This is a genomic window from Endozoicomonas sp. SESOKO1, from assembly GCF_024606265.1.
Classification (GTDB): domain Bacteria; phylum Pseudomonadota; class Gammaproteobacteria; order Pseudomonadales; family Endozoicomonadaceae; genus Endozoicomonas.
Genome location: NZ_JAHHPP010000321.1, coordinates 1 through 13,556 on the forward strand (window position 1 = coordinate 1; position 13,556 = coordinate 13,556).

Below are 13,556 nucleotides of genomic sequence, written 5' to 3' on the forward strand. Positions count from 1 at the left end.
ATACTGTCAACGTGGTTTGATCTGTTTTTTCCTTCCTGGTCTTCTTGAACTTTTTTCATTAATATTTCGACACGCCTTTTGGTCATGCCTTTTTGAAAATCATAGATTGCTTTTTTTGTATCAGAGTTTTCTTTGTTAGTGAATATTGTGCCCAAAAAATACCTGATACTTCGCCCCCATTTAGAAACAAGCTTTCCATGGTTATCCAATATCCTGGTGTCTTTTTGTGCTTTGATACCCAAATATTTTGCTGCTTTTGGTTTATCCAGCCTGATTTGTTCAGGGTTGATTTTTAAAGTTGTGGTTACGCTGAACGGTTCCATTTTTTTATCCTTTATTTGAAATTCTTCTAAACTGGCCAAAAAAAATCCAAGCCATTCAAATCAACTACCACGGAGAAGTAAAGCCACTGGATATGTTCATTATTGGCCATGGGTTCCCGAATATATGCTGAAGCCTTTTGAATCACAGCTGTATTGATCGATATGAATATATCAAGAATAGCAAGAAGCAAAATATAGGTGCTTCAGTTACCAATCATTACCGGGTAACCTAAACGCATTTCAGCAAATGTACATCCCAGGGACCAGGAGTCTGCCCGGTCAACAGGGTAGCCTTTCAAATAATACATTTTTTCCGGTGGCATATAGTTTGGTGATCCTCTGCCTGAAAAAAGGTTCTTTTTAGATCGTTTGGGTGGCTGAGGCTGAAAAAGATGAGGCCTCATTCCATTTTCAATTTTTCGAGGCATGTTTCCCCCGGCTTAATAATCAATAAAAACCTTTTATCCTATGAATAGCAAAAGGTGATTGAGTAACATTTTTTTATATGTTTTTCCTGGTTGCCAGCCAGGTTAGACCTGCTATTGATTGATTTTGCTATTCATTCCTGACAGCAATGGAGGTACTCATTATAAAAATGACTCCGATTAGTTTTGCTATTCTTGCTCTCACTGTCGAATAAAAGCCCACCCAGACACAATAGAACGGGATTATTTATGTTTCATAATACTGCAGTTGGTCAATCAGATTTAAACAAATCTCTCCGGCAATTAGTTGTTTCAGATCCTTGTCAACAAGTGATATTTAATGGGCTACCCGTTGAATTAATTCAGGAAATTGCTTCTTACTTACCATTCCCGGATCTTATTCCACTAAAGAAGACATGCAAGTTTACAAACCAATGTATTGACTCTTTCATGATTAAAAAGGCAAAGGAAAGATACACTGTTGAATTTCGACATATGAATAAAGTTGAAATTACTGAGCCAGATCTGTATTCCAAAGATATGCGGAGGTTTTATATAGATAGTAATGGAACTTTAGTGGCTGAAAAGGATGTGATTCCTGACATTAAGGTGGTTTCTCTCAATTTTGTCATTGCTGAGTTCTCATATTCGAACTGTAAGATTTACACGGGTAAAAAGAGTGAAGGCCTAAACCATGCCCTTTCCATCCATATAGGGCAATTTAACAATGGAAGCTGTTTCATTCTGGCACTGAAGCCCGCTTTTTCCGACAGGTTTTTATCCTTTAGCAAAGAACATCAGATGATTGCATATTTCGGCGATACCCACCCAACCCCATGGTCTGGTGAAAACAATCATTCGCTGTACTGTGGAGGCTCTTATGAAGAGGCAATAAAAACCTTTGAGCTGGCATGTCAAGGCAGTGATATTGCAAACCATATCAGGCAGTTGCTGGGATTTCACAAAAAATATTTCTGATATTACCGCAGTTTCGGGCGGAACGTGGCAGGTCATGAATGGCTGAGTTTTCGTTTTTTGCTGGAGGGGGAGTCCCCCGCTGAATTCCGCCTTTTGGCGCGTTAGTCCTCAAGCCGGGTAACGCTTGACCAGTCCAGCGTGGTTTTGGTGAACGGGTTCTTGCCATCATTCAGGTAGGCTTTAACAAGCCCGTTGTAATCAAAAATGAATGAATTGGAGAATATTCAGGGTGAACAGTGGAGCAGAATTTTTTTATTCCACAAAGCTGCGTTAACGTTGGTAAGTACTATACCTATATAGAATAACTCGACGTTCTGATCTCCAGGGAAGCGGAATATGAATGATTCTTTGTTCAGCTCATCAGGTGCCCAGGCAATGGCCTTTATGGAGGATTATATGGCGCGGGGCGGGAAACTTGCTGAAGCCAGTAATATCAGTGTTGAGGCGCAGGAAGCCCTCTATGAACTGGCTTATTTGAAATATAATAATGCCTTGTACGAAAAGTCTGCCCGTTTATTTCAATTTCTCTGCCTCTATGACCAGTGGAATCCCTGCTTTTTCACCGGCCTTGGTGCCTGCCAGCAAATGGTGGGCCTGTATGGTGAGGCAATCGATACTTATCTTTATGTACTCTCTCTTGATGCTAATGACCCACATCCAATGATTTATGTGGGTGATTGTTATGTCGCCCTGGGGCAGCATCAAAAAGCGAGGCTTGCTTATCAGGCGTCGGTTTTGATGGCCAATGCATCCGGAATGGCCAGCGCTGATGTAAGTCGGGTAGAAAAAATAATTAACGAGTGTTGATGGGTTGAAAGGAGTGAGGATATGAGTGAGGTATCGGGATCTGGGGATTTGCAGTCTAGGGGACTTGAGCCTGTGCCAGCAAGTCTTCTGGCCGGGCATCCGACAAACGATGCGGTTGAACCGGTTTCTTCCGGTTATGACCAGGCGAATTCTGTCTTGCAAGGTCTGCCGCCGGAGCTGAAGATTTCCCTGACGCACCTTTGGTACCGGTTCCAACACTGCTACCGGCCCTTCCTGGTGTATCGGTGGCTTCGTCTGAAGATATTAAGGGACTTCTATCAAAAGTCCTCGTTATCAGGGACGGTTTGGAGCATAAGCCTGCATCGGTTGGGGATATGGGTCCGCTGGTGTTGCAAAGGGTGATTGATAATATGGTTCCGGTCAATCGCGGTAGTGGGGAAGCATCTGCCAATGGAGCAACGGTCGTACAGTCTAACAGTGCGGATCTTTATGGCATACCGGAGCATGAGCGGTTAAGTCTGTTGTCCCGGCGGCTGGGCATTGACCTGGGACCATTAATCAGGACCCGTGACGAGTTCCTTGAGGGAATTCTTGTCACCCAGAGGGGCATACTGCTCTCTATTGAAGCCATGGCCAATGCTGAATTTCTCGAGATACTGAAAGAGCGATTACGAGAAGAGCAGAGCAAAGAAGACCAGGTCAAGGAAGCCCATCATAAAGAAACGGTGGATAAACTGAAGCAGGCCATTGCTGCACTGAAAGCCGGTGAGCCGAAAGTGGCCGCTGAAGTGCTGAACTCGGCAAGCCTGATCACCACCGCCATTGAACAGATGGTTGACCGCTACAAAACCCCCGGGAGTCTCAGGCAGCATTTGCAGTCTCAGCTTACCCTGGTTCTGGACAGTGTCACCCGACAAGGCTCATATCAGGACATGATGAATAAACGGGTGGAACTGCTTCAATCCGCAAAAAAAGTCTAATCACCTGTCTTAATCAACCCGGTTGCCACTGTCTTAAAAATATTATCAGCTCAATGAGGTGACTTAAGCGCTGAATCTGATAATTTATCGGACAGCTTCCCAGGGACGGGGTTGTTATACAAGACCATCAGGTGTATGAAACATGAGTACCACTACTAATACATTCAGTGCCTTGATACTGGGCATTTCTGTTTTTCTGGGGCTTTCCTGTCTGGGGTATTTGTTGGCGAACGCTGCCATTGAGTACAAGCAGTATGAGAGAAGCGTTACAGTCAAAGGACTGTCGGAGAGGGAGTATCAGGCTGACGTGGTTATCTGGCCTATTCAGTTTTCAGCGGCAGATAATGATTTGAAATCGCTTTATGGCACGATTGAGAATAATACTGACCGAATCAGGGCGTTTCTGGAGGAGAGTGGTATCGCCGCTGATGAAATCAGTCTGATGCCGCCGGATATTACCGATAAATCGGCCGATAAATACGGCAGCAGCGGTCGTCCGGAGTTTCGCTATACCGCCCTGCAAACCATCACTATCTATTCCAGTCATATTAAAGCGGTGCGCTCAGTGATGGGCAAGCTTTCCGACCTTGGCCGGAAAGGGATTGTTTTTACCGGGGGTAATTATGGTTCACAGCCAGAGTACCTGTTTACCCGGTTGAATGATGTTAAACCGGAAATGATTGAGGAAGCGACCCGTAAAGCCCGGGAAGTGGCAGAAAAGTTTGCCTCGGATTCGCAAAGTGCACTGGGCAAAATCAAGCGGGCCTCCCAGGGGCAGTTTTCGATCAGTAACCGTGACCGGAATAACCCGCATATCAAGAAAGTCCGCGTGGTTGCGACGATTGAGTATTATCTCTCGGATTGATGCCGGGTGCAGGTTATCTGCTAACGTTGAAACAGTCGTTACCCGTGAGCAAGGAATATGCTATTTTATGCCGCCTATATAAGGCAGTAAGGATTCGGCTCACCGTTAAACCCGGGTCGAATCCGAAGGAGCAAATGTGAGCGGTTCCAATGAGTCCTGCGAAGGACTGATGTCTATTCGAGATTTTGTACGCTGGGGAGCAACCCGCTTTAATGAGGCGGGCCTGTTCTTTGGTCATGGCAGTGACAATGCGCTGGATGAGTCCCTTCACCTGGTTTTTCAGGTATTGCAGTTGCCCTGGGACCTTCCCGACAACTATCTTGACAGTCGTTTAACCCTCCGTGAACGTGAAAAACTGGCCAACCTGATGGAAGAGCGGGCGGTCAGTCGTAAACCCCTGGCCTATCTTGTCAACCAGGCGTGGTTCTGCGATATGCCATTTTATGTGGATGAGCGGGTTCTGGTGCCCCGATCCCCCATTGCCGAGCTGATTCTCCAGCAGTTTCAGCCATGGCTGGGGGATGTAGAGGTCAGTCGTGTGCTCGACCTGTGTTCCGGTTCCGGTTGTATCGGCATTGCTGCAGCACACGCTTTTCCTGAGTCCCAGGTGGATCTGCTGGATATTTCTGAAGACGCACTGGAAGTGGCCAATATCAATATTGATCGCCACGAACTCTGGGGCAGGGTGCAGGCCATCAAGTCGGATCTGTTTGATTTCTTTGATGCGTTGCCAGAGCGTCCCAGGTATCAATTGATTCTAAGCAATCCACCTTATGTGGATGCTGAGGATATGTCTGATATGCCGGAAGAATTTACCCACGAACCGGAGCTGGGGCTGGCCGCCGGAGATGACGGTCTCGATTTTGCCCGTTCCATTCTGGCACAGGCCGCTGATTACCTGGATGAACAGGGGCTGCTGGTGCTGGAAGTGGGCAATAGTCTGTGGGCTTTACAGGATGAGTATCCGGAAGTACCGTTTGTCTGGCCTGATTTTGAAAAAGGCGGTCATGGTGTTCTGGTTCTGTCCGCTGAAGATTGCAGAAAATATCAGTCTTTGTTCAAGAGTCGGTTACAGGCCCTGTAAGGGGATTTTTCTGAAAATAAGAACGAGATCGCTTAAGTATGGCAGGAAATAGTATAGGGCAACTGTTCAGGGTTACTACCTTTGGTGAGTCCCATGGTCTGGCACTGGGCTGTATTGTTGACGGTTGCCCCCCGGGGTTGCCTTTGACGGAAGCGGATCTGCAGGTGGACCTGGATCGTCGTAAGCCCGGTACCTCCAAATTCACCACCCAGCGTCGTGAGCCGGATCAGGTCAGGATCCTGTCTGGTGTTTTTGAAGGGGTGACCACCGGTGCCCCTATTGGGCTGTTGATTGAGAACCAGGATCAGCGCTCCCGGGATTACTCCAATATCAAGGATCTGTTCAGACCCGGTCATGCCGATTACACCTACACCCATAAATACGGTGTTCGGGATTATCGCGGTGGTGGCCGCTCATCTGCCAGGGAAACGGCCATGAGAGTGGCTGCCGGTGCTATTGCCCGCAAGTACCTTCAGTCCAGGGGCATTGAAGTGCGTGGCTGGCTGTCCCGGATCGGTGATATCCATGTTGAGAAGCTGGACTGGGATGAAGTGAGAAACAACCCATTCTTCTCACCAGACGCCGATAAAGTTCCGGAAATGGAAGCATTGATTACCAGTCTTCGCACAGAAGGTAACTCCGTGGGGGCTCGTGTTTCCGTCATGGCAACCGGTGTACCACCGGGGCTTGGTGAGCCGGTTTTTGACCGTCTTGATGCCGACCTGGCTCATGCATTGATGAGCATTAATGCGGTAAAGGGCGTTGAAATCGGTGATGGATTTGCCAGTGTCGGTCAGAAAGGTACAGAGCACCGGGATGAGATGACACCGAATGGCTTTCTGTCAAACCATGCGGGTGGAACCCTGGGTGGTATCAGTACCGGGCAGGATATTGTCGCTCATATTGCCTTGAAGCCAACATCCAGCATTACCACACCGGGAAAGTCGATTAATAAGCAGGGCGAGCCGGTGGAGGTCGTCACCAAAGGCCGCCATGATCCCTGTGTAGGTATTCGCGCTGTACCCATTGCTGAAGCGATGATGGCGATTACCCTGATGGATCATTTTTTGCGGCACCGGGCACAGAATGCGGATGTCGTGAGTCCGGCACCCGTAATTTAACAGTATAAAGATGTTTAACAGCATAAAAAGGCTTCCGAATGAAGGCCTTTTTATGCTCTGCCGCCCGGAAGGCTATCCGGGAATAGCCGCTAAAAGAGTTCATAAACAAGGACTGATCCAGAAACCTCATGGCCGATGATCAGTAAGGGTTTGCCAGTGGGACTGTCCGCTTCTGCCACAAAGACCATACCCTCCGGTGAAAGGTCGCCAGCCAGTTCAGGTTGCTCAGCCACATTCACGGAAAAGTCCCGGTTATGAATATAGTGGACATATTCAGGTGATTCCGGACTGGTGATGTCGTACATAAACAGGCCTCCGGTACGCTCAAGACCAACAAACGCATAATGTCTTCCATTGATTTTACCAATGGCCAGGGCTTCAGGCTCCGGACCTTTGTCATCACTGCGGCTATCGCCTTTGGTTTCATCGTCGTTGTTATTGAAGTCAGACTTCAGGATTTCTGCCGTGATGCGCTCGAAATCATCGCCAGAGTCAAATACCAGGTTTCCGGATTCATCCCAGATTGAGAAGGAGCGGGTACCGTAAGCATAAAGCTGTTCAAACTCTCCATCGTTGTCACTGTCACCCAGAGTGTTGGTGATTTTCAGTTGAGCCAGCTCAGCTGAATCCTTTGCTTTGTCGGCACTTGGATGCTCATCAGCCACCTTCACTTTTTTCACACGGAACTCTTCGGTATAAGCAAGACAACCGTCGTCTTTATCAAACTTCAAACCACCGGAATTCAGACAATCTGTTTTGGAAGGGCTGTCATACCAGTAATCACGGGCATCGCCTTCATTGGCAGAAACGACATAGGTTTTGCCATTAACCTCATAAGAAGCAAGGGTGTCTGGCTGATACATACCATATAAACCAGCCCAGGTTTTCAGGTTCACACCGCCGTCTTTGTCACTGATATCGGTGGTATATTTCCCAAAATCCTTGTAACCCAGGGGGAAAATCTTAACGACTTCAGCGGCTTTAATATCAATGATTGCCTGAGCATTATTTTCCTGCAGGCTGACATAAGCCTTTTTAGAGTCATTGGATACAGTGATGAACTCAGGTTCAAGGTCCTGTGCAACGGTGGCATTTCGGCCAAATACCCGAACTTGCTTGCTTAACTCATCGTGCCTTGGACCGTATTCATTAAACTCAGTAAAGCCGACTTGTCTGACCTCGCCTACGGTACCGTTATCGTTGATCCGGATAATGCTGATGGAACCCTCAGGATCAATTCTGTAATCTTCAGAAGGCTCACCTTCATTGGCAACCAGCACATATTTACCATTGGGGGTAAAGGTTACCATGTCCGGCAGTGCTGAAGTGTGTACATAATCCCGGTAGGTTGCCTTACCCTGATCATCGATTGTGAACAGAATAACAACGCCATCTTCCTGTTTGATGCCAGCTTCAACAGCAACAGCCAGTAAATCATTATGTAATGACAGGCTGTTTGCGGCACCGAGTTCGATATCTGGCAGATGGCTTTGAATAGCAATGCTGCTTCGTTTGGCCAGGTTTGAATCGGTCAGAGGGTTCGCGAGAGCTTTGCTGGTTAATTGGCTGGCATCCAGAATATCAATGGTTTTTTTACCGGCATTCACGACAAAAATCGACTGGCTGGTTTTATGCCAGCCAACAATTTCTGCTGCGCTTTGAAAGAAAGTGCCGGATGCATAGCGACCAACCGGTTGCATATCCGGGTGGGTTACACTGGCAGATTGCATATCCAAAGTACAACCTGAAATGATTATTGCGGCGAGTAATGGAATGGTTCTGCTACAAAGGATTTTCATCGGGTTTGCCTGCCATGTGCTGTTTTAGTTGTTGGATAGTTATAACGGGAGATGATGAAAGAAATATGACAGCTCCCGGGCAGGCTCCCGGTTTATTTATTGGCCAAACGCATCAATGTTTTCAGCATCCCAGGCATAATTGATCCAGTAATCTTCAATCTCTTCGCCCACAAAGAAGTGCTTGAGCTGTTCAGGCAGCTGTCCCTTCTTTTCCTTCTTCTTGTTGTGCACGACAAAGGCAGAAAACTCAGCCCCGGGATGGCTGTCGAACAGATGCTGCAGGGTGAACTCCAGTGTTGTTCTTTCGTCGTCGACTTCATCAATCACCAGTACCTTCTTACCGACCAGGTCGATATCAGTTTCCAGCCATTGCAGCTTGATGGGCTGGCTGGCCGGTGCGGTACCGGTCTCATCACTGTATCGAGACAGAGAGACAATGAGGATAGGGCGGTTGATATAAGTTCGCAGGATGCGTGCGGGGATCAGGCCACCGCCGCCAATGGCCAGCAGATAATCGGGTTGGTAACCGTTGTCAGTAATGGTTTTTGCCGTATTGCGAATGGTGTTATGAATATCGTTATAGGTGAAGTTGTATTGCTGAATGTTTGACATAGAAGATCGGCATCAGGCCATAGGAAAATAAATCCGCGAATTCTATGGAAGTGTTCAGGTTTCTGCAATATACAATCGGTGACCTGATATAAAACAGCAGTATCATTAAAATGAAAAAGGCATCCGATTGGATGCCTTTTTGTTTGTCCAGCAAAGCGGGCAAGCCCGTCAGGCTGAAAGAAGCCTGAACCATCGACTGGGGGGGGAGGAAAGAAATCCGAATGGCAAGGGAGTTGCTGGCCAACGGCAGTGTCTCGGCGTTCTGTAGGAGGGACGGGGTTAACGCCCCGCCTAACCTGATTTGGCTAAAGCGTCAATGTTTTCGACATCCCAGTCATATGGTATTTTTTGGCTCTCAAATTGGCACTACCAAACACATTCAATATTCAAAACCTGGCCCTGCTTTTACACTCTGCAGGAGTTGAATGATAGTTCGGTAAGATTCAACCTTTTCGGTAGCGGGAAAAACACCCTGGAATTGCACACGGGATATTTCCTTTTTGTAAAGCACGTGTGCAACTTTAAGAGGGGTATGCACTGCAGTGTTGAGGGCATTGACATCAGCATTTGCAGCAATCAGGCGTTCAACAATCTCAGGCTGACAACTTTCAACGGCAATGTGAAGGGGGGTACCTCCGTTTGTGTTATTTACCATATATCTTTCATTGGCAATGTCGCTGGAGGTCGGGATCTCCCCGTCTGAGATGCTGGCATTGACATTAGCCTTTGCATCAATCAAGAGCTGAACAACGGATGCCTCGCCTCTTTGAGCCGCGAGATGAAGGGCGGTCCACCCATATCTCATAGTGGCATTGACATCAGCATTGTCGGCAATCAGCATTGCAATGCTTTCAGGCTGGCCTTTGTCGATTGCACAGTAAAGCGGAGTCTTATTATTACCGTTACGGGCGTTCACGTCAGCGCCTCTGGTAATCATGGCTTTGATATTATCTGTCTGACCGCATTCAACCGACTGGAAAAAGGCAAGCTGACTGGATTCTGGACATTGAAGTTTATTTAAATCAGCGTCCGGAGTATTGGCCCTCAATTGGTCGAATAGATTCCACTCTTTGAACTTAATCAAAGTACCCAGCAGCTCTGCGCGCGTTCCTTTGCAAGGGGCCTCAGTATCACAAGTTGCATGGGCCAAAGTACTAATCATGGATTTCGTCAGTCTCCCTTCACTTTTTGCCCAGTGGAGCAGTGTCTTGCTTTCACCAATGAGCGCTTCGATGTCGGCACCTGCAAGTGCCAGAGCGTTAACAGCCTCTTCCTGCCCGGCTTTAATGGCACTGTGCAGGGGTGTTTTCCCGTAACTTTTTATTTGCGCTTCGCTGCCATTGCTGTCGGCACTTGGCCAAGGGAGGCCCTGGAACCTTTCCATCATAGCCACAATAAGTTTCAAATCCTGCCTGTATTTGATTTCACTGGGCGTTTCCCTGACTATCGGCTGGGAATTGATATCAGCCCCATGATGAAGCAAGAGCCAGATGGCATCCGTTTGTCCGTGTTCCGCCGCAAAATGGAGGGGAGTCATACCTCTTGTCTGGGCATTGACGCTGGCACCCTGGCTGACAAGACGCTCTATAGTCGCTACATCACCTCTGATGGCTGCGCAATGGAGGGGGGTTAGCCCGTCTTTGGTGCTGTCATTGACATTTACCCCGAGGGCAAGAAGGCCACTGACGGCATCAGGCTGACCTTTGGCGGCTGCCACATGCAGCGGCCTCTTCTCAGATGATAAGCAATGGATAGCGCTACGACTACAGCTTTCGCAATCATTAATCTTTGGGGCTTTTAGCAATTGATCAACGCATGATTTGTGATAGCTATGGGTACAGGGAAACACTACAATTGTGCGCTGATTACCCAGATTGCCAAAACAGGCATTGCACTTATCAGCTTCCGTATTTTCTGCTGCAGAGGCTGCCGAAACAGCGGGAGCATTCATGCTAATCTGAGGGGCATTTGAGGGAATGCTGTACATAAACTTGGCTCATGTTGTGATGATGAAAGCTATACGATCGTACTTAAAATTACTGGGCAATCGATCAAATAGTGTTGAGTTAGTCTATATAGCGGCGTAAAAGTTCCTGATTTATATTTCTTATGCAATGCGGGTTGTTTACAGTGCTGGAGTTGCCCTGTGTACTCCAGCGAAGAGCTTTGAAAGGCGGGGTTGCAAAGTCCTTGGTCCGAGATTATAAAAAAGGCATCCAATTGGATGCCTTTGTGTGATGTTTTCAATCGGTGGTTATCAGGCTTTGGCCTCGGGAGCGTACATGGCCTCAATTTCTATCTTAAACCGCTTCATAATAATTTTGCGGCGCAGCTTCAAGGTTGGCGTGATCTCCCCCAGTTCAATGGAGAACTCTTTGGGTAGCAAAGTGAATTTCTTCACCTGCTCAAATTTAGCCAGGCCTGTCTGGATTTTATTGACCCGCTCCTGGATCAGTTCCTGGATGCTGCTGTGTTGAATCAGTTCCCTGTGGTTCTGGTATTTCAGGTTCAGCGCTCTTGCGTGTTCTTCCAGGGCCTCAAACGCGGGAACAATCAATGCGGTTACGTAGTTCCTAGTATCGGCAATAATGGCAATCTGTTCGATAAAGCGGTCTTTGGTCAGTATGCCTTCAATGTATTGTGGTGCGATGTATTTACCGTTGGAGGTCTTCATCAATTCCTTGATACGTTCAGTCATGCGAAGCGCACCGTTCTCATCAATCAGGCCTGCATCGCCGGTGTGCAGCCAGCCGTCGGCGGTAAAGGTTTTTGCGGTCTCTTCCGGCTTTTTGTAATAGCCGCGCATAACCGTATCACCTTTAACCTGGATTTCGCCTTCCGCACCGATGCGCACCTGTATACCCGGTAACGGAATGCCGCAGGAACCAAATTCAAATCCAGTATCCCGGAAGCAGGTTACGGTTGCCACGGTTTCCGTCATGCCGTAACCCACTTTCACATCAATACCAATGGCGTGGAAGAAGCGGTTGATGTCGTCATCAAGACGGGCGCCACCACAGGGTATAAAGCGGATGTTACCGCCCAGGCCTGCACGGATTTTGCTGAATACCATTTTGTCCGCGATAGTGTTGAGCTTCTCCAGGTAAGCAGGAGCATCGTCGCCTTTTCGGCGGTATTCCATATGGGCAGTGCCGATTTTAACCGCGGTATTAAAAATCATCCGCCGGATAAATGGTGCTGTGGAAACTTTCCCGTGAATGGTGGTATAGACTTTTTCAAAGAACCTGGGAACGACACACATTACCGTTGGTTTGACGGTTATCAGAGCCTTGCTGACCTGTTGAGGGTCTTTGATGTAGACATTGGTCACGCCACGGGCAAGCGCATAAAAACTCCAGCCACGCTCAAAAATATGGCTCAGTGGCAGGAAGCACAGGGAAGTATCCAGACTGTCCAGATGGATGATCTGATCATGGCCACGAAAGGTAGCGGCGATATTGGCATAGTCGAGCATAACCCCTTTGGGTTCGCCAGTGGTGCCTGAGGTATAGATCAGGGTAAGGAGGTCTTCCATGCAACGGGAAGCCAGTCTTTCTTCGAGAATGGCCGGTTCAACACCGTGCTGGATAAAGTCATCAAAATAAATGGCCTGGGGGCAGCTCTCAATATCAACCGACCGATCAAATACGACGATGGTTTTCAGTGTAGGGGATTGAGCCAGTAACTCAAGGGCACCATTATATTGTGCCTGTTCACCCACGAACAGCAGTGAAGCTTCTGTCTCATCCAGAATGTATTTGACCTGTTCGGTGGAACTGGTTGGGTACAGTGGTACGGTAACCAGTCGTGCCTGAAGGCACGCCAGGTCGGCTACGGTCCACTGAGGCATGTTCTGGGACCAGATACCCACTTTCGCCTGTACCCGCAGGTTTTGTTTCAACAGTGCACGGGAAGCCAGGTCAACCTTTTTAATGAGCTGATGCCAGCTGATTTCCTGCCACTCTTGTTGATAAGCATCTTGATCAGAGCTTTGAGTGGCGAAGCGCATGGCGATATGTTCCGGGTTGCGCTGGGCACGATCACGGATCTGGCTGATCAGGTGCATATTCAGGGAGGAGTTCATCGGCACAGAAAGTATTCTCAAAAGCTGGATAAAAATCTAGACAGCAAAATGACAAAAGTCTGATGTTACAGGATGGCCTGGAATACCAAAATTGATCCAGATCATTTTTGGTGAAATCCAGAGCGGGAAAAATGTAACGGCCAGTAACGAGTATTTCTGGATGTAAACAGAGGCAATCATTTTGTCAAACACGTATAGATTATACCATCACTGTGCCTGAAAAATCTGTTTTATGTTTTCTCCGGACTTGAACCTGTCAAGGGCCTGTTGACGTTTTGTTGCGTCCCCGGCATATAAAGACACTCCTGCGCCGATGACTGCAAGGGGCAGCAGGGCATTCTATAATCGGGGGTTTCCTGATAAAAGCTGCCCCAACAGGACTCTGCAAAACAGCCCAATTGTTCGTGTTGAACGGGTTTAACTGTTGATCGTTTTCTGACACTCCCCGCCCTATCGTACGAAGGTTCTTGATCGCTCAAGAACGTTTCTGTTTCACAGTCCGTAGCTCAGGGAACAG

The 13,556-nt window shown here is 47.8% G+C and carries 12 protein-coding genes; 7 read left to right on the forward strand and 5 right to left on the reverse strand.

Going from position 1 to position 13,556, the window contains the following annotated elements:
* Positions 1-362, reverse strand: a 362-nt coding sequence (locus tag KDK13_RS14700) for a hypothetical protein (RefSeq protein WP_257285725.1), incomplete at its 3' end; no start/stop codon positions are given.
* Between the two features lie 635 nt (positions 363-997).
* Here KDK13_RS14700 and KDK13_RS14705 point away from each other — a divergent pair.
* From KDK13_RS14705 to aroC, 6 genes are all read left to right on the forward strand, one after another.
* Entirely contained in the window at positions 998-1,726 is a 729-nt protein-coding gene (locus KDK13_RS14705; RefSeq protein ID WP_257285726.1) for an F-box protein, read from the forward strand.
* A 336-nt stretch (positions 1,727-2,062) separates the two neighbouring features.
* Positions 2,063-2,533, forward strand: a complete 471-nt coding sequence (locus tag KDK13_RS14710; protein ID WP_257285727.1) for a SycD/LcrH family type III secretion system chaperone — start codon at positions 2,063-2,065, stop codon at positions 2,531-2,533.
* Positions 2,534-2,778: 245 nt separating this feature from the next.
* Positions 2,779-3,474, forward strand: a complete 696-nt coding sequence (locus KDK13_RS14715; protein ID WP_257285728.1) for a hypothetical protein — start codon at positions 2,779-2,781, stop codon at positions 3,472-3,474.
* A 142-nt stretch (positions 3,475-3,616) separates the two neighbouring features.
* Positions 3,617-4,339, forward strand: coding sequence for an SIMPL domain-containing protein (locus tag KDK13_RS14720; RefSeq protein ID WP_257285729.1), 723 nt, complete (start codon positions 3,617-3,619; stop codon positions 4,337-4,339).
* Between the two features lie 136 nt (positions 4,340-4,475).
* Positions 4,476-5,423 carry a 50S ribosomal protein L3 N(5)-glutamine methyltransferase gene (gene prmB / locus KDK13_RS14725; protein ID WP_257285730.1) on the forward strand — a complete coding sequence of 316 codons (948 nt, stop codon included), beginning with the start codon at positions 4,476-4,478 and terminating at the stop codon, positions 5,421-5,423.
* Positions 5,424-5,461: 38 nt separating this feature from the next.
* Positions 5,462-6,544: a chorismate synthase gene (gene aroC, locus KDK13_RS14730; RefSeq protein WP_257285731.1), complete on the forward strand. Its 1,083-nt coding sequence runs from the start codon at positions 5,462-5,464 to the stop codon at positions 6,542-6,544.
* A gap of 89 nt (positions 6,545-6,633) precedes the next feature.
* On the opposite strand, the gene KDK13_RS14735 is transcribed toward aroC, so the two are convergent.
* Both KDK13_RS14735 and KDK13_RS14740 read right to left on the reverse strand, forming a co-directional pair.
* The gene (locus tag KDK13_RS14735; RefSeq protein WP_257285732.1) at positions 6,634-8,274 is read right to left on the reverse strand and encodes a lactonase family protein; all 1,641 of its coding nucleotides are present in this window, start codon (positions 8,272-8,274) and stop codon (positions 6,634-6,636) included.
* Positions 8,275-8,439: 165 nt separating this feature from the next.
* Positions 8,440-8,955 carry a phosphoribosyltransferase gene (locus KDK13_RS14740; protein ID WP_257285733.1) on the reverse strand — a complete coding sequence of 172 codons (516 nt, stop codon included), beginning with the start codon at positions 8,953-8,955 and terminating at the stop codon, positions 8,440-8,442.
* 127 nt (positions 8,956-9,082) lie between these two features.
* Between KDK13_RS14740 and KDK13_RS14745 the strand changes: the two genes are divergently transcribed.
* On the forward strand, positions 9,083-9,223 hold the full coding sequence (locus tag KDK13_RS14745) for a hypothetical protein (protein ID WP_257285734.1): 141 nt from the start codon (positions 9,083-9,085) through the stop codon (positions 9,221-9,223).
* Positions 9,224-9,334: 111 nt separating this feature from the next.
* Here the strand turns inward: KDK13_RS14745 and KDK13_RS14750 are convergent, their stop codons facing one another.
* Positions 9,335-10,672: an ankyrin repeat domain-containing protein gene (locus KDK13_RS14750; RefSeq protein ID WP_257285735.1), complete on the reverse strand. Its 1,338-nt coding sequence runs from the start codon at positions 10,670-10,672 to the stop codon at positions 9,335-9,337.
* 540 nt (positions 10,673-11,212) lie between these two features.
* On the reverse strand, positions 11,213-13,039 hold the full coding sequence (locus tag KDK13_RS14755) for a long-chain fatty acid--CoA ligase (RefSeq protein WP_257285736.1): 1,827 nt from the start codon (positions 13,037-13,039) through the stop codon (positions 11,213-11,215).
* Positions 13,040-13,556 lie beyond the last annotated feature (517 nt).

Bases quoted from the DNA above. Each gene is read 5' to 3' on its own strand.
- KDK13_RS14705 (WP_257285726.1), top strand. From the start codon at position 998: ATGTTTCATAATACTGCAGTTGGTCAATCAGATTTAAACAAATCTCTC.
- KDK13_RS14710 (WP_257285727.1), top strand. From the start codon at position 2,063: ATGAATGATTCTTTGTTCAGCTCATCAGGTGCCCAGGCAATGGCCTTT.
- KDK13_RS14720 (WP_257285729.1), top strand. From the start codon at position 3,617: ATGAGTACCACTACTAATACATTCAGTGCCTTGATACTGGGCATTTCT.
- aroC (WP_257285731.1), top strand. From the start codon at position 5,462: ATGGCAGGAAATAGTATAGGGCAACTGTTCAGGGTTACTACCTTTGGT.
- KDK13_RS14735 (WP_257285732.1), bottom strand. From the start codon at position 8,274: ATGCAATCTGCCAGTGTAACCCACCCGGATATGCAACCGGTTGGTCGC.
- KDK13_RS14740 (WP_257285733.1), bottom strand. From the start codon at position 8,955: ATGTCAAACATTCAGCAATACAACTTCACCTATAACGATATTCATAAC.
- KDK13_RS14755 (WP_257285736.1), bottom strand. From the start codon at position 13,039: ATGAACTCCTCCCTGAATATGCACCTGATCAGCCAGATCCGTGATCGT.